The sequence below is a fragment of the Clostridium sartagoforme genome (assembly GCF_039521405.1).
GTDB lineage: Bacteria > Bacillota > Clostridia > Clostridiales > Clostridiaceae > Clostridium > Clostridium sartagoforme.
In genome coordinates, this window is sequence record NZ_BAAACH010000032.1 from 119,543 (window position 1) to 141,348 (window position 21,806).

Genomic DNA, 21,806 nt, shown 5'->3' on the forward strand with positions numbered 1-21,806 from the left:
GACATTGTTTATTAAGAATATTCTAGTGAGGTGAAAGTAATATGTTAAAAGAGGAATTAAAGAAAAACGAAATAGCTGCTATGAAAGCTAGAGATAAAGCAACTGTTAGTGTTTTAAGATTAGTTAATTCAGAAATAAAAGCATTTGAAGTTAATGAAAGGAAAGATATTTCAGATGAAGATGTTTTGAGAATTATAGAAAAACAAATTAAACAGCTTAAAGAAGCTCTTCAATATGCTATACAATTAAATGATAATGATAAAATTAATGAAGGAAATTTTGCTATTAACTTATTAACTCCTTATCTACCTGCACAACTTGCAGATGAAGAAGTTGAAACTATGCTTAGAGAAATAATTACAAATGGTAATTATGCTTCATCTGATATGGGAAAGATAATGAAAGAAATTATGCCAAAGGTAAATGGTAAATTTGATAAATCAAAAATTAATCCTATGGTAAAAAAAATATTAGCATAAAATAAAGCCTCTCTGTATGAGAGGCTTTATTTATATATTTAATTTATAGTTAAATATATAAATAAAAAAATAATTATCTTAATTACTTTTTTCAACTTTATCTAACTTCTTATTATAAATAAACATATAATAAGATGAAGCAAAAATAATAAAATATCCAATAAAACTTAGTAAATCTGGCAATACCCTAAATATTATGAAGCTGATAATAGCAGAAAATAAAATATTGGAATAATCAAAAATAGATATTTCTTTTGCTGGTGCATACTTATATGCAATTGTTATTCCAAATTGTCCTATACTAGCAAATACTCCTGCCATTAATAAGTAAAATAATTGTTCACTATTCATAGGTACATATACTGACATCATAAATGGAAAGATTACTATTAAAGAAAATAATGAAAAGTAAAATACTATTGTATAATGATTTTCTTTTCCTCCAAGGAACCTAAGGCAAGTATATGCCCCTGCTGCAAAAACTGCACCCAATACTCCCATAATAGCAGGAATCATGTCTAAATTAAAACTAGGTTTTATTATAAATAATGTTCCAATAAATGCTACAATAATTGCTAAGAATTGTTTAAAATTAATTTTTTCACTTAAAAATAAAGCAGAAAAAATAATTACAAAAAATGGACTTAATTTATTTAACATATTTGCGTCTGATAACACCAATTTATCTATTGAATAGAAATTTAATACTATTCCAATTGTTCCTAAAGCTGATCTTAATATTAACATCTTCTGATTTTCTCTTTTACCAAAAAAGCTTTCTTTATTTTTTACAATAAAAAATAAGGCTATTATGCAAGATACTAAATTTCTAAAAAAAGTCTTTTGAAATGATGGTAAATCACCTGCTAATTTTACAAATGCAGACATTACTGCAAAACCAAAGGCTGAAAAAATTAAAAATAAAATTCCTTTAGTTCTATTACTTAAATTATTCATATAATCACTCCCTTTTGATATAATATCATATTATTTTATATAAGTTATAATGAGCACATATATTATTGAACTATTAATTTATAGTTTAATGAAAAAATAACAATATAAAATAAAATTAATTAAAAAAACTCCCGTAGGAGTTTTAAAATTAAAATAAACTAATAGTTAAATTTAATTTTTAATTATTTGTCTTTAATTTGAACATCATCTTAAGATATTATTAATTTTCTATTTCCTTCATAAACTCTTCTTCTGTTTCAGTTTCGATATATTTTCCATTAGCATATCCTATAATAAGACCATCTCTGCCACCACATTCTCCAATGCATCCTACTTCTATATTATCTTCTCCAAACTTTTTTTCTAATTTTTCTATATCTATTCCTGAGCATACTGGACAAACTGATATCATTTTCAAATCTCCTTTTATATTAAATTATTATTATTAATTTAATTATATTAATAATAATTATTATTTACAAATGCTAATTATTTAAATAGATTTTATTTAGCTAATAAAATCTTTAACTTTCTTAAAAATAATCGAATTTTTACAGTTTTTAATTTTATAAAATTAAATTTTCATCAATAGTATTTAGCAAAATACTATTCATATTTCTTATTATTACTACATCTCCTAACTTATTACTATATATATATAATTTATAATCACATACAGATTTTTTCTTTTGAAAAGGATTTTCTCTTGTTTCTACAGATTGTAAATATTCTTGTTTAATTAGTGTTGTAACTTTTTCAATACTTCCGCTACTAGCTACTACTAAATCCTTATTAATAGACAATGATGTATTCTTATAATTTAAAAATCCTAAAAATATGTTTAAGATAATTAATATAATAAAAAATATTAATTTAAGTGTCAAATAAACTTTTGGAATTATAAAAAATAAAGGAATTATAAAAAAAACAATTAATATAACTGTTCTTTTTATTATGAATCTGCTTAATACGTGTTTAGATGGCTTATTGATTTCTCCATCAAATTTAAATGTTGGTAATACTGATTTTAATATTAAATTTATAAAGTTCTTGTTTCCTACTGGATATAGTATAGCCTGCTCATTCTTTTCATCTCCATATCCTACCGTCACAACTTCTATCTGAAATATTTTAAATAATTGTTGTAATAAATTCTGCTTATATCTTATTGCATATATTTTATTTCTTGGAATTGAATACTCTTTTACTGTTAATAATCCATATCTAATTTTAATATCATTCTTACCAGCAATTAAAGTAAAATTATAAAGCCTAATTATTTCAAATATGATAAATATAATACTTATAAGTATATATATTCCTATAATCGCTAATATTATTAAACAAATAGATTTAAATAATCCAATAGATAATAAACTTTTTACTTCAACATTTTCTACAATATCACTTGCTATAGAAAGATTAAATTTTTCCTCTAATTTTTGTAGAAAATCTCCTATTAAAAAGATTCCTCCAAATGCCCAAAATATCTTTGATTTACTTATTGAATATAAGAATATTTCTTTAAATGATATAGTTTTTAAAAATTCTTGTTCTTTTCTATTACTAATTCCTTCTAGGTTTTCATATATTTCTTCATCATTTGATTTATTTATAAAATTTCTAATTTCATAGGCATCTTCTTTTTTTACTTTTATTCTTATTTCCTGTCCAACCTCTTTTACAGCACCGGTATCAATTTTTAAAGTACAAACATTAAATATTCTATCAATAATATTTTTATTTATATCTATGGTATTTATTTTATCAAAAGGTATCTCTAATTTCTTTGAATTTATTATTCCACTTTTATATATTAACTCACTATCTTTAATGTAGAACTTTATAATTATCCATTTTAATATCGAAACTATAATAGATAGTACTACTAAACCAAGTGTTACATAAATTCCCCCTTCATCAAATTTAGCAATTGATAATGCTATAAATATAACTAATCCATTTACCAATTTTATAATTTCTTCTAATATAAAACTTATATGATTTTTTTTATATTTATCTTGTTTCATCATAACTATCTAAGTCCTTATCTGATAAAATATTTTCTTTAGAAATTTTATTTTTTATTACTTCCTTTAAATACTCACTTATCTCTTCTGCTCTTTCACTATCAATATTTGGGATTTTATGTTGTCCACCAGCGGTAAAAATGCTTATATCATATAAATCAAAAAATTTATTTATTGGTCCTTGATTTAATTGAATATGTTGGATTCTTATTATAGGAATTATGACTTTTCTTACAAAATATATACCTTCAATAAACTCAATTTTATCATTTGTTATTTTATACCTCCATTGTTTGTATTCAATTGTTGGGGATATAAAAGAATTAATTAGAAGTATAATTACTAGACTGATAATAGAAATCGTAAAAATAAACCTTACTTTATTAAAATCATCTATTATTCTTGAAAAAAATATTTCACCTGCTATTAAAACTATACTAGTAATAAAAGCACCTATTAATCTTGATATAGTCCATGACTTTATAGCATTTTTATTAAGTTTTTGATATTCCTGCATTATTACTCCCCCTTGATATAATAGAAATTCTTTATTATTATATCATTTATCTAAGTTACTTTTAAGCAAAATATGTAAATTATAACATTTTTAAAATTTAATTTCTTATATTTAGTTGAAAAGCTAAAAAGCAGTTCTTAATAAAGTTTTCCTTGTTTATAGTAATAGTTTATTTTAACTTTCTATAATAAAGGATTTTTCTTAATAAGATCTGCTTTTAAAAATTATATTTAATTTGGACTATTTATTTATTAACTTTACTGTATCTCTAGCAATCATAAGCTCTTCATTAGTTGGAATTTCATAAACTTTTACTTTTGAATCTTTAGTTGATATTTCTTGAATTTCACCTCTTATAGCATTTTTTTCATCATCTATATTAAATCCTAAGAACTCAAGACCATTTAAACATTCTTTTCTTGTTAAAGAAGAGTTTTCTCCTATGCCAGCAGTAAATACTATAACATCTACTCCTCCCATTATACCTGCATATGCTGCAATTTGAGCTCTAACTTTGTAATGGAATATATCTAATGCAAGTTTTGCTCTTTCATTTCCTTTATCTGCTGCATCAATAACATCTCTAAAGTCAGAAGAGACTCCTGAAATACCTAAAACTCCAGATTTTTTATTTAATAATTCATCTATATCACTAATTTTATATCCATGCTGTTCTGAAAGGAAACTGATAACTGATGGATCTATACTTCCTGATCTTGTGCCCATCATTACGCCTGCCAAAGGAGTAAAGCCCATGGACGTATCTATTGACTTTCCGGCTTTTACTGCTGCTAATGAACATCCATTTCCTAAATGGCATGTTATAATCTTTAAATCCTTTATATCTTTTCCCATTACCTCTGCTACTTTTTGAGATACATATTTATGTGATGTACCATGGAATCCATATTTTCTTATTCCATACTTTTCATATAATTCATATGGAAGAGGACATATGTAAGCTTCTTTTGGCATAGTTTGATGGAATGCTGTATCAAACACTGCTACCATTGGCGTATTTGGCATAAGTTCCATACAAGCTTCAATACCAACAATATTTGGCGGATTATGAAGAGGTGCAAGTGATATACACTCTCTAATTGAGTCTAACACAGTATCATTTATTATAACTGAATGAGAATATTTTTCTCCGCCGTGAACTACTCTATGTCCAACAGCACTAATTTCGTCCATAGATTTAATAACACCATGATCTTCATTTACTAAAGCTTCTAAAACCAACCTAATAGCAGCTTTATGGTTTGGCATAGCTTCTTTAATAATATACTTGTCTTTTCCTTCAACTTTTTGAGTTAATATAGACCCTTCAATTCCTATTCTTTCTACTAATCCTTGTACTAATGAATTTTCTGTTTCCATATCAATTAGTTGATATTTTAAAGATGAGCTTCCGCAATTTATTACTAAAGTCTTCATAATTATTCTCCTTTACATTCATTTGTTTCATTATTTATATAATACACTAAAAATCTATATATTCAAATTGATAGATTCTTATATATTTTACAATAATCTTAAATAAAAGTAAAAAGGGCTGTTTATTCAGCCCTTTCCTCTATTTTCCTGAAATTTGTATATTGTTTAATTTTATACCTACTTACAATTTATAAAATCTTAAACTTTGAATCTCTTTCTCTATACCATCAATATTAGATACTATTAATTTTTTGCATTTTTTCAATAAAAATTTCTTATGAATTAATAAATCCCTATTACATTAATATTGTTGTAAAAATATTAGTGTTAAATATTAAATAAATACACATATTTTTGTTTAAAAATACAATTCTTCTATTGTTCTATATTAATTAGAGGATTTATCACTTATAAAAAGAATTAAACTACATATAACTTGATTTAGGAGGCTTATATATGTTTAAAAATTACATATTTGATTTATATGGAACCTTAGTTGATATAAATACAGATGAAAATTCACATCTGCTTTTTGAAAAATTATCTCTTTTTTATTCTTATAAAGGTGCATATTACTCTAGTTCGGATTTAAAAGATACTTATATTCAATTAGTAAATGATAAACTAAAATCAATTACTAATACAAACTTTCCTGATTTTAATATCGAAATTATTTTCAAAGAATTATTTAATAAAAAAGGTATTTTCCCAAGTAAAGATACAGTCAAAGATACAGCTCAGATATTTAGAGTACTATCGTTAAATAAATTATCTCTTTATAATGGTGTTGTTGAATTGTTAGAAACTCTAAAATTAAAAAATAAGAATATATATCTGCTCTCTAATGCTCAAAGGATTTTTACTCTTTACGAGATGAAGTTATTAGGTATAGATAAGTATTTTGATGGAATATTATTTTCTTCAGACTTTGGTGTTTGTAAACCAGATAAACTTTTTTATAACACATTAATTGAAAAATATAATTTAAATCCAATTGAAAGTATAATGATTGGAAATGATTATATTTGTGATATACACGGAGCAAAAGAAATAAATTTAAATACTTTGTATATTCATTCAAATCTATCTCCTGAGCTGCTTAATAATATAGATAGTACTTATTCAGTTTTAGATGGGGATTTCAATAAAGTTAAACCCTTAATATTAAAATAAAAAAGAAAACTTATAAAGCATTCTTAAACTTTATAAGTTTTCTTTTTTTATAAATAATTATATTAATATATTAGAAAGTCTATTTTTTAATTCTGCTATATTTGAGTTATTTCTTTTTGAATAATCTTCTAATTGGTTAATATCTATTTTATAAACGTCAAAATATTTAGCTTCACTACTAGCAAAATATAACCCACAAACTGATGATGGAGGATCTATCATATTGCTTTCCGTAAAGCTTGCACCTGTTACTTTTTCTCCATTTAAAAGTTTAAATATTTTTCTTATTTCCTTTTGATCCTTTATTGATGGATAACCTACAGCAGGTCTTATTCCCCTGTACTTTCCAGAAAGTAATTCATCATAACTTAAATTTTCATCACTTGAATAGCCCCAATAATTTTTTCTAATATCCAAGTGTAGCTTTTCAGCAAAGGCTTCTGCTAATCTATCACAAACAAAACTTAAAAGCATAGAGTTATAATCATCTCCTTTTTCCCTCAACTTTTTAGAGTGTTCTCTAGCCTCAGTTCCACTTGTAACTAAAAATGCTCCAATATAATCATCAATTTTTAATTCTTCAGGAGCTATATAATCACTTAAACAAAGATTGATATTATTTTTATTTTTCTTTTGTTGCCTAAACATATTAAAAGTTTCTATTAAATTGTTGTCCTTATCAAAAATATTTATATCATCTTGAGCAGAACTTGCTTTAAACAATCCAAATACGCCCTTAAGCTTTACTATTTGATTATTTTCTAAATCATCTAATAACTTATTTGCTTCTAAATAAATTTTCTTTGCTTGTTCCCCATAAGTACTATCTTTTAGAATTTGAGGGAATCTCATTTTCATTCCCCAGGCTGCAAAAAAGAAGCTCCAGTCTATAAAAGGCCTTACATCTTTAATAGTATAATCATATATACCTTTAACACCTAAAAAATTTGGTTTTTTTATATTTGTACTGCTCCAATCTATTTTCAATTTATTTTCCCTTGCTTCCTTTAGAGAAATAAATTCAGTTTTAACATTTTCATAATTTTCTCTTTGAATTTTATAATTTTCTTTAGTTTCCTTTATAAATTTAAATTTTTCTTTGGATACTAATATTTTGCAAATTTCAACTGTTTTAGATGCATCATATCCATATATTACTGGACCACTATAATTTGGGTCTATCTTTAATGCTGTATGGATCTTAGAAGTAGTTGCTCCACCAATTATAAGTGGAATATTTAGACCTCTCTTTTCCATTTCCTTAGCCACAGTTATCATTTCATTTAAAGATGGCGTTATTAGCCCACTTAATCCAATTATATCAACATTTTCCTCTATTGCTTTATCTATTATTTCTTCACAAGGAACCATGACTCCTAAATCTATAACTTCAAAGTTATTACAAGATAAAACAACACTTACTATATTTTTACCTATATCATGAACATCACCTTTTACAGTAGCAATTAATATCTTTCCATCTCTTGTAAACTCTCCATTTTTTTCAGTGTCTATATATGGTGTTAAATATGCAACTCCTCTCTTCATAACTCTTGCTGATTTTACAACTTGAGGTAAAAACATTTTTCCATCACCAAACAATGTACCTACCTTTTTCATGCCATCCATCAATGGGCCCTCTATTATATCTAAAGGTCTTTCATATAAAGTTATGGCTTCCTTTAAATCTTCATCTATATAATTAGTAATTCCCTTAACTATTGAATACTCTAATCTTTTTTTACAAGCTAGACTTCTCCAATTTTCTTTATTTTCTTTATCTTCTTTTAAATTGTTTTTATATAAAATAGCTTCTTCTAATAGTTTCTCGCTAGCCCCTTCAAATTTATTTAATATAACATCTTCAACTAACTTAAGTAAATCTTTAGGAATATCATCATATATTTGTATCATACTTGGATTTACAATTCCCATATCCATACCATTTTTTATAGCATGATATAAAAAGACTGAATGCATAGCTTCTCTTATCTTATTATTACCTCTAAAAGAAAAAGATAAATTACTTACTCCTCCTGAAACCTTAGCATATGGTAAATTTTCCTTTATCCATTTAGTTGCATTTATAAAATCTACAGCATAGTTATTATGTTCATCAATTCCTGTTGCTATCGCTAAAATATTTGGATCAAATATTATATCTTCTGGAGGAAAGTTAATTTTATTTACTAAAAGCTCATAGGCTCTTTTACATATATTAATCTTTTTTTCATAACTGTCTGCTTGCCCATTTTCATCAAAAGCCATTACTACAACTGCTGCTCCAAAATCCTTAATAATCCCTGCCTTATCTAGAAAATCTTTTTCTCCATTCTTTAAAGAAATAGAATTTACTATATGTTTTCCTTGAATCACTTTAAGTCCATTTTCTATAACTTCCCATCTTGACGAATCAATCATTATAGGCTTTAAAGAAATATCTGGTTCTGAAGCCAATAGTTTTAAAAAATATTCCATTTCTTTTTCACTATCTAAAAGTCCATCATCAAAATTTACATCTATTATTTGAGCTCCATTTTCAACTTGTTCTTTAGCAATTTCAAGAGCTTCTTCATATTTCTTTTCTCTAATAAGTCTTGCAAACTTTAAAGATCCAGAAACATTCGTCCTTTCTCCAATGTTAACAAAATTAGATTCTCTATTTGATTTTGTTATTTCTAATCCACTATACACACTTTCTCTTTTAATTTCTTTAACAACTCTTGGTCTATAATTTTTAGCTACATTAGCAATTGCTTTTATATGCTCATAAGTAGTACCACAACAGCCACCAACAATATTTAAATACCCAGCTTTCAACATTTCTTCAATACACTTTGAAGTAATTTCAGGTGACTCCTCATAAAATCCTAATTCATTTGGTAATCCTGCATTTGGATAAACTGATATAAATAAATTCTGTGTTTCTGCTAACTCTTTTATAAATTGATTTAAATCTTTTGCTCCAAAAGAACAATTTAGTCCTATTGAAATTATATTTTCATTTTTCATTGAAACAGCAAAGGCTGAAAGGTTTTGTCCTGATAAAATTCTCCCTGACTTATCTGTTATAGTTCCAGATATCATTATTGGAAGAGTTATATTTTTTATCCTAAAAATCTCATTTGCAGCCATAATAGCAGCCCTTGCATTTAAGGAATCAAAAATTGTTTCAATTAAAACCAAATCAATGCCACCATCAATTAAAGCATCGATTTGCTCTATATATGCCTTCTTTAATTGATCAAATGATATATTTCTATAACTTGGATCTTCAACATTAGGAGATAGCGATGCCATTCTATTGGTTGGACCTATAGATCCGGCAACATATCTTTTTTTGCCGTCCTTCTTATAAAATTCTTCACAAGCATCTTTAGCTAGCTTAGCACTTTTATAATTTAAGTCATAAACTAAACTCTCAAGACCAAAATCACTTTGTGATATTTTATTAGAATTTAATGTATTAGTTTCAATTATGTCTGCACCAGCTTCTAGAAAACCCATATGTATTTCATATATTATTTCTGGCTTTGTAATACTTAATAAATCATTATTACCCTTTTGATCTAAATAAAAATCTTTTAATAACTTTCCCCTATAATCTTCTTCCTTTAACATAAATGATTGAATATTTGTCCCCATTGCCCCATCAATTACTAATATTCTTTTTTCTAAATCCCTAATTATTTCGAAGCCTCTTTTCATTACATAACCCCCTTGTATTACTAAAATAATAACTCTTATTATTATATCTAAATAAAAAATCCCTTCTAAAAGTAAGAAGGGATCTTATATAAAGTATATAAAAACTCTATTACTCTTATTTTCCAGAAAAATCTGTAGGATTTAGCACCACACTATAAGCAGGTTGCTGGGTTTCAAAGGGCCAGTCCCTCCACCACTCTCAATAAGATAATTATTATATTTTTTATAATTATATATTTTTTATAATTTTTTGTAAATATATTTTACTAGTACACCTCATATATTTATTTAATAATTATTATTAAATTAGATATTATATAATTTAAATAAAAAATACCTTCTCAGAATATTACTATCAATTTCGCCATTATTTGTAAAAAATATATTTCATAAATAGTGTAGTATTATTATTTATAAAAAATAGTAATACTACACTATTATTAAAGTCTTATACTTTTCTAAATACTAAAATACATTATTATTGCAACAAGAATTATTATTATTTCCGCACCAATTATTTGCAACAACTGTATTAGAGCCTAGATATTGACATCCCTCATAGATAGTTTGATTAGTAAAATGATATATATTACAGTCACGTAAGAAATCTTTTATATGATTACAATTATTCACATAAATATGATTATATCTAGTAAAATATCTATTATAAAAATTTCTATTAGTTATAACATAGTTCCTACCATTTATATTATAAAATGAATTATATCTTCTTACTTGTCCTGGTCTTTGAATAATATTTTGTCCACCTTGATTTTGACCGCATTGATTTTGAATTCCTCGTGCTCCACCTAAATATTGATTATTATTTTGAAAGTTTTCTGCTCCTTGAACTCTTTGATAAGCTCCATAACTTGCTAAATTACCTTGTTTAACTTCTGATACATTATGAAAATCATAATCTGCATTTTCTTGCCAATTATTTTGGCAACTATTTTGAGGATAATTATCCTTATTATTCATACCTTTATAATATTCTTCATAATTTGAGTTTTCATATTCATTGTTATAATAGTCCATTCTAAATACCTACCTTCTAAACATCTTTTGTTATATTGTTTTATATAATATATTATTCTTAATGTACTATAATGTTTCCTATTTATTTAAATATCATTTAAGAGTATATTACATTAGTGTATTATTAAAGCATCTTAAAGATTGACTTTTAAGATGCTTTAATATGTTAACCTGTTAATAATTTGTATAATTCTCCTTCTTTATTGATTATTTTATCTATATTTTTAAGAGGTATAGTAAAGGTTATAAATCCCATTGATTCAGGTGCTATTTTTTCTGGATGATAATAAATATATAAATTGTCATTATCTATATAAAAGTCTTGATTTTCAGTTATACCTTTAAATGAATCCGGAAATATAAAATTATAATTTGGTTCTTCATTAATTATTTTTAGTATATTATTATTAATCTCAATATCCCAGTTTGATCCTTCATTAAATAAATCTTTAATTTTATATAACTTTCCTGTTAGCAAATTAATACTACAGGTTTTTCTTACTTGTAATATGGATTCTTGATTTATTTCTGAATAATATCCAACTAAATCTAATACAAGTAAATTCTCTTTATAGAATAATATTTTAAAATTACCATAATAATTATATGGCAATATTTCTTCATCTGTAATTATGAGTTGCGTTTGAACATATATATCATCACTTGGCGGATCAAAAATTGATAATCTCCTCAACTCTAAATTTATTTGATTCTCAGCATTTTTATCATTCATACCATAAATATTAGGTATATATATTAAATAATTTATATTCGGTCTATATTTTTCAATAATAATTGAATAGGTTTCACTTAAATTTATTGTTTTATTAGGTCCATAAATCATCTTATTATTTTGAGCTAAATAATAGATATAATAATCTACATAAGCTTGTACTATATCTCCTAGTAGATCCAATTTGCCACTTCCTAAAAATATAGGTAAATTATTAAGTTCCTTTCCATCCTTATTTATAAAGAAAGTTTTTCTTGAGTCTGATACTGACGCCATTCCATTTGAAAAGTTATTTACTTTAAAAAACTTGAATTTAGTAAAAATAGTTCCTTTATCATCTCCAATAGCATAAATGCTTCTACTTTTTGATTTAGTTTTACCTATTGGTAACCCTAAAGCTAGTCTTCCCTCTCCTAAATATTTAATATCACTATATATTTCTCCATAGATTGGTCGCCCTAATTTATCTATTACTCCATATTTATCTATTTCATTAGATGTACTAACAATGGAAATTCCATCAATAAATTCTCTAGCATATGAGTAAATTGGATTAATAACTATTCTATCCTCTTTACTTATATAACCATAAGGGCCTCCTAATAATATAGAAAATACCATCATATCATTTCCATATGAACCTACATATTCGTACTTATAAGTATTTACAATATTACATTGATTATCTATTAATGAATATTCTCTATCTTTAATTTTTACTAATGCATAATCTCCATTAAAATCATTTGCTTCAATATATTTTGTTTCACAAGATTCTCCTCCCTTTAAGTTTAAATAACCATATCTATATTTATTTCCATATGTTTTTCTTATTACTGCATATCCATCTTTATAATTACCTATATAGTCATATACTGCATCCGTTAACTTATGTCCTTTCTCATCGAATACCCCCATAGCCGTATTTTCCACATAAATACTTCTTCCTTCTGAATATTGATTTATTAAACTATATTGAGCATTAACTATATAAATACCTTCTGAATTAATAATTCCATAACGTCCGTTCTCATTAACAATAGCTAATCCATATTCATTAAAATTATATGCATTAGTAAATTTAAAAGGAATAATTTCTTTTCCATATTTATCTATATACCCATATTTATTTCCATTTATAGTAATTCTAATTGCAGGATACAATTCAACTTTTCTATTTTTATCTTCTTCTTGTGGTTTATATTTATTTTTTTTCATGCAACCCCTCTGGAATATATTAATAATATTTATTATATTTGTACATTTAGGTATTCGATACAATAATTTTAAACATTTATTTTAAATAAACCACATTTAATATTTAATATAAAAAATTCTACTAACTATATAATAATTAGTAGAATTTTTATTAAAGTATATTTATAAACTTATTTTTCTTTTTATAAATCTTCCATTACCTTTTTTGCCTATGAAATTACCATTCTTAACTATAATATCTCCTCTTAAAATAGTATATATAGGATAACCTTTCACTTTAATTCCCTCATAAGCAGTATAATCAACATTTGAATGTAAATCTTTAATTGTTAATACTTTTTCTATTTTATGATCAATTATAACTATATCTCCATCAGCTCCAACTTGTATTGAACCCTTTTTAGGATATAATCCAAAAATTTTAGCTGGATTTGTACAGCATACCTCAACAAATTTATTTATACTAATTTTTTCTTTCATAACACCCTCTGAAAAGATTAAAGGAATTCTTTCTTCAATTCCTGGTGCTCCATTAGGACATTTTGTAAAGTCATCTTTTCCAAGCTGCTTATCCTTATTAAATGCAAAAGGACAATGATCTGTTGCTATAGTTTGTATATATCCATCCTTAATTCCTTTCCATAAGGAGTTTCTATCTTCTTCTTTTCTTAAAGGAGGGCTCATGATATATTTTAAGCCTTCATTATTTTCTAATTCATATTTGCTATCATCTAAAACCAAATATTGAGGACATGTTTCGGCATATATATTTTCATTTCTATCCCTTGCCATTTTTATATAACTTAATCCTAAATTTGAAGATAAATGAACTATATATAAAGGTGCATTACCTGCTATTGATGATAAATTTATCATTCTATTTACAGCTTCACCTTCTGCTTCTACTGGTCTACTTAAAGGATGATATTTAGGAGTTTTTAATCCATTTTTCACATAATAATCTTTTAATACTTTTATGCTGCCATGATTTTCACAATGAACAGTTGTAACTCCGTTAAGCTCTTTTAATCTATTTAGTACTTTTAATACTTCCTCATCATTTACCATATAATCATATGTTAAATAAACCTTAAAACTTACTATTCCTTCATCTTTTACTATACTCTCCATTTCCTTAAGTATTTCTTCATTAACATGTTGAATTACTCCATGAAAACTATAATCTACTACTGCATTTTTATCTGCATAACCATGATATACATCAACTTGATGCTTTAAAGTGCATCCCTTTGGTCCAAAGCCCATATGATCAACTATAGTAGTTGTTCCTCCACATGCCGCTGCAACTGTTCCAGTATAAAAATCATCATTAGCTACAGCAATTCCTACATCTAAGTTTAAATGAGTATGAACATCTACCCCTCCAGGTATAACATACTTACCAGCAGCATCAATTACTTCTTTTGCTTCTTTATTTATACAAGTCCCAATTTCTTTTATAATGCCATCTTCAATATATATATCACCTGTATATGTTTCACTTGCTGTAACAATAATTCCATTCTTTATTAGTAATGACATTAGCTTCACTCACTTTCTTATATTTGAAAGAATATATATTTTCTTTACATTATTTATTATACATAAGCAATGAATATGCCAAACTGTATTTATGTTCTATAACATACTTTTTAATATAATTTTATATCATTTTGATAATTTTATATCATTTTGATAAGCAATTTATATTATGATAACTTAATTTTGTTTCAAACACATATAAAATGATAAGACTCCTCAAAATTTAAATATTATAAGATTCATATTTTATTTAATACTTTTTATTACCTTAATATCGATTGAGCCATTCTTCTATAAGTATGTCTAATTCCTCTTATTGTTACTGAAAGTGCCATGATATTTTCAGGCAATGCTATTCCAAAAGTTCCACAATCTCCAATATGTTGAATATCAGCTCCTGCCATTTTTGAATTTAAAGCTATTTGTTCTATTATGCTTTTACTTGCACCTTCTTGTGATGTTCCTATTGTAGTCATTGCAAGAGCATTATTATCATGAACAAGAGTAATTATTTTCTTTGCTAAATCTAAATCATATCCTGGGACTGTTCCTGGGGCTGGGATTAATATAACATCTGCACCACAGTCTATAAAACTTTTTATAGACTTTTCATCATATATATTCCCACTACCTGCTCCATGCATTTTTCCTGCTATTATTAAAGTGCTATCCCCTAATACTTCCTTAGCAAGCTTTATTCCATCACAAATAGTTTTTTCTGTAACTCCTGTATTAGGATTACCTGTTATAACTATATAATCAAATCCATATTCCTTAACTTTCTTAAGATTTTCTATATTCAATCTATACCCTCTTTCATAAGTACTTCCTTCTGGTACAGGCTCTAAGTTTACTCCTATCATTCTACCAACTAACTTTTTAATATTCTTTATATAATCTTTATTAGTTAAGTTATCTCTAATTTGCTCTCCAATTTTATTAGCTAAATTATCTATTGATGAAAGTAAATTAGCTCCACCATCTATACCAAAAATAAAAGGTTTTTCAAAATTAAATGTATTTAAAGTAATCATATCAGCTCCAAAACTTGCAGCAAGTTCTAAGTTAGATACCTCCCTTATATATGGAGTATAGCTAATAATAGTTTCAGACATAACAGTTCTTCCTTCAGACTTACTTATTATATCCTTTAGTGTGTTTTTATTTAGATTTTCAATATCACTTGTTGTTAATTCAAATATTCTTTTCATAAATTTATCCTCCCTTATGATTATTATATATACTATTATATAGCATTTATTTTATAAATGAAAACGTCTAACAAAAGAACTTTATCTTAATACTATTTAGTAATATGGAGAAAATACATATTATATGATATTCTAGTAAATATAAGGGGGTAGATATTATGAAAAAGCTAACTTACACTTTAATTTTATTATTTTTATTTACAATTCCCATAACTGTATCTGCAGATACTAAAAATTATTCAATTGATAGGTTATTTATAAATGCAGAAATACAAAGTAATGGGGATATTATTGTAAATGACGAGTTTTCTTATACTTTTAATGGTGATTTTAATGGTATTTATTTGAATCTAAATTTAAATGGATCCAGCGGTTATTCAATTAATAACGTAACTGTCGAAGATAAGAATGGAACTTATGCTTTGAAAGAAAAAAATGATGAGTCAAATAATAGCTATGAAATTATAAATTCTAATGATAAGCTTCAAGTTAAAATTTATTCTAAAAGTAGTAATGAAGAAAAAAAATTTAAAGTTGAGTACTTAATAAATTCTGCTGCTATAAAGTATGTAGATTTTAGTTCTTTAAATTGGAGTTTTTACACTGCATCAAAAGAAAATCCTGTTAATAATATTGAACTAAATATAAGTTTAAATTCAGCTAACTTTAATGCTAACAATTTATATTATACTGTTTACGGTGATGGAAATTTTAATACTGAAACATCAGAAAATAAAATTAAAATTGCTGGTGAAAATTTAACTTCCGATTTAGGAATTGATTTAAAATTTCATCCTGAATTTCTTACGATTCCAATAGCAGAAAAAAATAGTGATTCAAATATTTTTGATGGTAATATACAAAATTATGGAGAAAAAGATTCTCCTAGTGTATTATTGCCGATACTAATTCCATCTTCACTAATTATTATAATAGCTATAACTTTTTATCTTTCTAATAAACGATCAAAAAGAATTTTCAATGAAGCTTTAAATGAATATAGATCAAATTTTATTTTTACATCAGATGATGTATTGCCTTATCCGCCTTCTAATACAAGTCCTGCTTTAGTAGCATATTTATATGATAAAAATAATATTGATTTATCTATAGTTCCTTCTACTTTAATGTATCTTGCAAATAAGGGATTTTATAAGTTAGATAGTACTTTATCAAATGGAAATGAACTTGTTACTGTTAAGTTTAAAAGAATAAAAGATAGCTCCAAATGTGAATATTCACATTTAAAAGTTTTAATGGATTGGTTTAAAACCTATGAAGATAATAAAAACGAATTTTCATTTGACTCTATAAAAATAAAAGTTGATGAAAGTAAAAATATAGCTAAAAACTTTTATAATTCCTACTGGGATTTTATAAATGAAATAAGACTAAATGGAAAACTCCATAATTACTATATAATTATAAAAAATAAAGAAGTATTAAGTAACGATGCTTATAATGAATATCTTCAATGGTGTGCTTATAAAAAATATCTATTATCATTAATAGATAATAAAGATATAAATAATATAAAAGAATCAATAATATATGCTTCTGCATTAGGAATAAGTAATTATGATTTAGAAATGGATTTAACTGATTCTAAAGAAAATTATTCTTATGACAATAATTTTAATAATACTTTTTATAGTTATTATATTACTAATGCATTTCTATTTAATGAAATACACAATATTGCAGATAATAATCATAATAGTAACTCTAATTTTAATAATGGGCTTGATTTTAGCAACAATAGCTTTAATGATTTTTCATCTGGAGGCGGCTTCTCTGGTGGTGGTGGCGGAGATTCTGGAGCCTTTTAAATTTAATTACTTTATATTCTTTAAATATATTATAAAAGATATGGGATATTTATACATAAGTAATAATCCTATGTCTTTTTATTTTAATTTTTTGTTAGTAAATTCTTAAATAAATCTTAAAGGTCTTCTATTTTCTAACTTTCTTTAATAATATTAAAGTAAAGTATTTTATATTTTAAAAGGAGATTTTTATGAAAAACAATATACTAAAGCTAATTACATCATATACTATTGCTTTTTCTTTATTTAGTTTTACTGTACAAGCTCAAAATAAAGAAAGAGTTACTTTTGGGATTGACTTAACAGATGCACAAGAAGTTCAAATGCTTAAAGAATTTGGTGTTTCAGAAAATGAAGTTAGTGTAGATAGAATAACTAATGATGATATAATCAAACAGTTAGGTCTTGATCCTAACGATAAATCAAATTATGAAGGTGGTTGCTACTCTTCTTCTTATGTTAAGATTACTAATAACGGTGGAATACAAGTACAATCTAATAATTTAACTGAAGTTACTTCTCTTATGTTATCAAATGCATTAGTTACTTCTGGGATAACTAATGCTGAAGTAAAAGCAGGCTCACCTTTTCCAGTCACAGGTACTTCTGCATTATCTGGAATATTAAAAGGTTTTGAAAGTGCTAAAGGTGAAGAATTATCATTAAAAAACAAAAAAGCAGCTCAAGAAGAAATTGAAACCACTTCAGCTCTTGGAGAAGAAATTGGATATGATGAAGCCGCTAAAGTTATTAATGATGTAAAAACAAAAATAATAAAGGAAGCTCCAAAAAATAGTGAAGAAATTTCTAAGATAGTTGAAGGTATTACAAATAACTATACAGTAGAAATATCTGATGAGCAAAAAGAGCAAATAAAAGCTTTAATGACTGACATAAATGATTTGGATATAGATTATAGTACTGTTAAGGAAACTTTAAAGAATATAGGTAATCAAATTTCAGAAGTTCTAAAAAACTCTGGTAAAGATATTCAAGATAGTAGCTTTTTCCAAGGAATATTTGCTGCAATAGGTAATTTTTTCTCTAAGCTATTTGATTCAATAAAGAATATAGGTAATAATTAATTAAGCTTTTCACTAAAATAAAAGGATATATCACTAACGTATTTTAAATACGCTAATGATATATCCTTATTATATTAATTCTAATACCCTATAATGATATTTTATATTTATATTTTAAATAAATCTTATAATTAAATTATTTATACTAAATCGGCTAACTGAACTCTAATAACCTTCTTAAGATCATCTAAACTTAATTCTACTTGATATCCTATTTTACCAGCACTAAAAATAAATGTTTCAAGATCTTTAACTGATATATCAATCGTAGTAATAAATTGTTTTTTTGTTCCGATTGGCGAGCATCCACCATGAACATATCCAGTTAGAGGTAATAAATCCTTTGATTTTATCATTTCAATAGATTTTTCACCAACACTTTTAGCCGCTTTTTTTAAATCTAATTCTTTTTCTACAGGTATTACAAATATATAATAGTTTTTTGATTTACCTGCTGTTACAAGAGTTTTAAAAACTTGTTTAGGGTCTTGCCCTAGAACACTAGCTACCTCTACTCCACTTATAGCATCTGTATTTACATAAGAATAACTGGTATATTTAATTTTCTTTTTATCTAAAATTCGCATTACATTTGTTTTTTCATCCATAAAGTATCCCTCCAAACAATATAATTATATCATTTTATAAAAATATTACCATTTTCTTATAAAATACAACTTTTTAATAAAAATAACTTAATTAAGTTATTATAAAAAATTATTTCTTATAAATAGTAAAATTTAATATATATAAGGTATATCTTATTAAAACGTTTTCCTTTATGTAATTTCATGTTAAAATATCAATATACTAGTAAATTTAAAATACTATTTTTTTGTTTTTAACTGTATAAACTATATTAAATTATAAGGGAGATTGAAATTTATGAAAATACAAAAAGAATTACCTGAAATTTTTGAAACCTTCGGAGAAATTAGAAGGAATTCATTCATTACGGCAAAAGAACAAAAAGAAAAAGATATACCTCTTATAGGAGTATTTTGTACCTACTTTCCTCAAGAAATAGCTTTAGCAATGGGAGCCTCAACTGTCTCTTTATGTGCATCTTCAGACGAAACCATTCCAGATGCTGAACAAGATCTACCACGTAACTTATGTCCATTAATAAAATCTAGTTACGGGTTTGGTAAGACAGATAAATGCCCATTTTTCTATTTTTCTGATTTAGTTGTTGGCGAAACAACTTGTGATGGAAAGAAAAAGATGTATGAATATCTTTCTGAATTTAAGCCTGTTCATGTTATGGAACTTCCAAATTCTCAAAGTGAAGATGGTCTTAATCTTTGGAAAAATGAGATTATAAAATTAAAAAATACTTTAGAAAAACAATTTGATACTGAAATTTTAGAAGAAAATATAAAAAAAGCTATAAAAATAAAAAATAATGAAAGAAAAGCTCTTAAAGAATTTTATGAATTAGGAAAATTAGATCCTGTACCAGTAACTGGAGTTGATATTTTCAAAGTCTTAAATGGGACAACTTTTGCTTTTGATAAAGAAGCAATACCAAAACAATTAAATGAACTAGTTTATAAAATTAAAAATGAATATGCAAGTGTAAAGAAATATGAATCTAAGCCTAGAATTTTAATAACCGGTTGTCCCCTTGGAACAGCAACTGAAAAGGTTATTAAAGCTATAGAAGAAAATGGTGCTTATGTTGTTGCATTTGAAAATTGTAGTGGTGCAAAAGCTATTGAGGACTTAGTAGATGAAGATAATCCTGATGTATATGATGCATTAGCAAAGAAATATTTGTCTATTGGCTGCTCTTGCATGACTCCTAACCCAAATCGTATTAAACTTCTTGATAAGATGATTGATGAATATAAAGTTGATGCAGTAATTGACGTAATCTTAACCGCTTGCCACACTTATAATGTTGAAACCTTATCAATTAAAAGATTTGTTAATACTAAAAAAGATATTCCTTATATGAGTGTAGAAACAGATTTCTCTAATGGTGATATTGGACAACTAAATACAAGAATGGCAGCATTTATTGAAATGCTTTAGGATATATTATGAATATTTACACTTTAGGAATTGACTCGGGTTCAACATATACTAAGGGAGCTATATTTGATGGCGAAAAAATAATCAACACCTATAAAATAAGAACATCGGCCAAGCCAAAGGAAAGCATTTATTTAGTTTATAATAAACTTTTTAGTAAAGATATTAAATATACCATTACTACTGGTTATGGAAGAAATTTATTAAAGGAATCTAATAAAACAGTTACTGAAATAACTTGTCATGCTCAAGGTGCAGCATTTTTAAATGAAAAAACTAGAATTATTATAGATTTAGGTGGACAAGATTGTAAAGTAATACAACTTGATAATTCATTAAATGTGATAGATTTTATTATGAATGATAAATGTGCTGCTGGAACAGGAAGGTTCATTGAAGTTATGATGCGTATTCTTGAAGAAGATATTAGTAATATAGATGAGTTTGTTAAGGATAAGAATAAAGTTAATATTTCTAGCATGTGTACAGTTTTTGCTGAAAGTGAAATTATTAGTCTTTTGTCAAAGGATGTAGCTAGAGGGGACATAGCCTTAGGAGTTATTGATTCAATTGCTAAAAGAACCGCAAACTTTGCTAGAAGATTAAAATTACAAAATGATGTATTTTTTACGGGTGGACTTGCAAATTCAAATTCATTTAGAAGTATTTTAAGCGAGCATTTAGACCTTGATGTAGTAACCGATGAATTAAGTCAATATGCAGGAGCAATTGGGGCAGCTATTATAGCCTATAAAAAATGTATGAAATCTATAAAATAAAAGAGAACCAAAATTTGGTTCTCTTTTATTTTA

The 21,806-nt window shown here is 25.5% G+C and carries 17 protein-coding genes and 1 riboswitch; of the genes, 6 read left to right on the forward strand and 11 right to left on the reverse strand.

Going from position 1 to position 21,806, the window contains the following annotated elements; genetic code table 11:
• Nucleotides 1-41 precede the first annotated feature (41 nt).
• Nucleotides 42-479 (forward strand): GatB/YqeY domain-containing protein, encoded by a 438-nt coding sequence (locus ABDZ60_RS12665; protein ID WP_343778510.1) that lies wholly within the window; start codon nt 42-44, stop codon nt 477-479.
• Nucleotides 480-557: 78 nt separating this feature from the next.
• Here the strand turns inward: ABDZ60_RS12665 and ABDZ60_RS12670 are convergent, their stop codons facing one another.
• From ABDZ60_RS12670 to ABDZ60_RS12690, 5 genes are all read right to left on the reverse strand, one after another.
• Complete coding sequence (locus tag ABDZ60_RS12670; RefSeq protein ID WP_047001345.1) at nt 558-1,436, reverse strand: DMT family transporter; 879 nt, start codon at nt 1,434-1,436, stop codon at nt 558-560.
• A 220-nt stretch (nt 1,437-1,656) separates the two neighbouring features.
• A complete protein-coding gene (locus ABDZ60_RS12675) occupies nt 1,657-1,848 on the reverse strand; it encodes a YuzB family protein (RefSeq protein ID WP_016209041.1) in 192 nt (63 codons plus the stop codon).
• A gap of 154 nt (nt 1,849-2,002) precedes the next feature.
• Nucleotides 2,003-3,469 (reverse strand): PH domain-containing protein, encoded by a 1,467-nt coding sequence (locus tag ABDZ60_RS12680; protein WP_343778513.1) that lies wholly within the window; start codon nt 3,467-3,469, stop codon nt 2,003-2,005.
• Nucleotides 3,453-3,983 carry a PH domain-containing protein gene (locus ABDZ60_RS12685; RefSeq protein ID WP_016209038.1) on the reverse strand — a complete coding sequence of 177 codons (531 nt, stop codon included), beginning with the start codon at nt 3,981-3,983 and terminating at the stop codon, nt 3,453-3,455. Before ABDZ60_RS12685 ends, ABDZ60_RS12680 begins: the two co-directional genes overlap by 17 nt.
• Before the next feature lie 240 nt (nt 3,984-4,223).
• Nucleotides 4,224-5,420, reverse strand: coding sequence for an acetate kinase (locus ABDZ60_RS12690; protein ID WP_016209037.1), 1,197 nt, complete (start codon nt 5,418-5,420; stop codon nt 4,224-4,226).
• 456 nt (nt 5,421-5,876) lie between these two features.
• Between ABDZ60_RS12690 and ABDZ60_RS12695 the strand changes: the two genes are divergently transcribed.
• On the forward strand, nt 5,877-6,593 hold the full coding sequence (locus ABDZ60_RS12695; RefSeq protein WP_016209036.1) for an HAD family hydrolase: 717 nt from the start codon (nt 5,877-5,879) through the stop codon (nt 6,591-6,593).
• A 57-nt stretch (nt 6,594-6,650) separates the two neighbouring features.
• Here the strand turns inward: ABDZ60_RS12695 and metH are convergent, their stop codons facing one another.
• From metH to ABDZ60_RS12720, 5 genes are all read right to left on the reverse strand, one after another.
• On the reverse strand, nt 6,651-10,301 hold the full coding sequence (gene metH / locus ABDZ60_RS12700; protein WP_343778516.1) for a methionine synthase: 3,651 nt from the start codon (nt 10,299-10,301) through the stop codon (nt 6,651-6,653).
• A gap of 112 nt (nt 10,302-10,413) precedes the next feature.
• A riboswitch (SAM riboswitch) is annotated at nt 10,414-10,510 on the reverse strand.
• A gap of 256 nt (nt 10,511-10,766) precedes the next feature.
• Nucleotides 10,767-11,339, reverse strand: coding sequence for a hypothetical protein (locus ABDZ60_RS12705; RefSeq protein WP_016209033.1), 573 nt, complete (start codon nt 11,337-11,339; stop codon nt 10,767-10,769).
• Between the two features lie 166 nt (nt 11,340-11,505).
• Nucleotides 11,506-13,290, reverse strand: a complete 1,785-nt coding sequence (locus ABDZ60_RS12710; protein ID WP_343778519.1) for a WG repeat-containing protein — start codon at nt 13,288-13,290, stop codon at nt 11,506-11,508.
• Between the two features lie 162 nt (nt 13,291-13,452).
• Nucleotides 13,453-14,832, reverse strand: a complete 1,380-nt coding sequence (gene hydA / locus ABDZ60_RS12715; RefSeq protein WP_343778521.1) for a dihydropyrimidinase — start codon at nt 14,830-14,832, stop codon at nt 13,453-13,455.
• Nucleotides 14,833-15,095: 263 nt separating this feature from the next.
• Nucleotides 15,096-16,043 carry a DUF7916 family protein gene (locus tag ABDZ60_RS12720; RefSeq protein ID WP_343778523.1) on the reverse strand — a complete coding sequence of 316 codons (948 nt, stop codon included), beginning with the start codon at nt 16,041-16,043 and terminating at the stop codon, nt 15,096-15,098.
• Nucleotides 16,044-16,201: 158 nt separating this feature from the next.
• Here ABDZ60_RS12720 and ABDZ60_RS12725 point away from each other — a divergent pair, with 158 nt between their 5' ends.
• Together ABDZ60_RS12725 and ABDZ60_RS12730 are read left to right on the forward strand one after the other, a co-directional pair.
• Nucleotides 16,202-17,872 (forward strand): DUF2207 domain-containing protein, encoded by a 1,671-nt coding sequence (locus tag ABDZ60_RS12725; protein ID WP_343778525.1) that lies wholly within the window; start codon nt 16,202-16,204, stop codon nt 17,870-17,872.
• A 191-nt stretch (nt 17,873-18,063) separates the two neighbouring features.
• The gene (locus tag ABDZ60_RS12730; RefSeq protein WP_343778527.1) at nt 18,064-18,957 is read left to right on the forward strand and encodes a DUF1002 domain-containing protein; all 894 of its coding nucleotides are present in this window, start codon (nt 18,064-18,066) and stop codon (nt 18,955-18,957) included.
• Nucleotides 18,958-19,097: 140 nt separating this feature from the next.
• Here ABDZ60_RS12730 and ybaK read toward each other — a convergent pair whose 3' ends face one another.
• A complete protein-coding gene (gene ybaK, locus ABDZ60_RS12735; RefSeq protein ID WP_016209026.1) occupies nt 19,098-19,565 on the reverse strand; it encodes a Cys-tRNA(Pro) deacylase in 468 nt (155 codons plus the stop codon).
• 277 nt (nt 19,566-19,842) lie between these two features.
• Between ybaK and ABDZ60_RS12740 the strand changes: the two genes are divergently transcribed.
• Complete coding sequence (locus ABDZ60_RS12740; protein WP_343778529.1) at nt 19,843-20,994, forward strand: double-cubane-cluster-containing anaerobic reductase; 1,152 nt, start codon at nt 19,843-19,845, stop codon at nt 20,992-20,994.
• 8 nt (nt 20,995-21,002) lie between these two features.
• On the forward strand, nt 21,003-21,773 hold the full coding sequence (locus ABDZ60_RS12745) for an acyl-CoA dehydratase activase (RefSeq protein ID WP_343778531.1): 771 nt from the start codon (nt 21,003-21,005) through the stop codon (nt 21,771-21,773).
• Nucleotides 21,774-21,806: the final 33 nt, after the last annotated feature.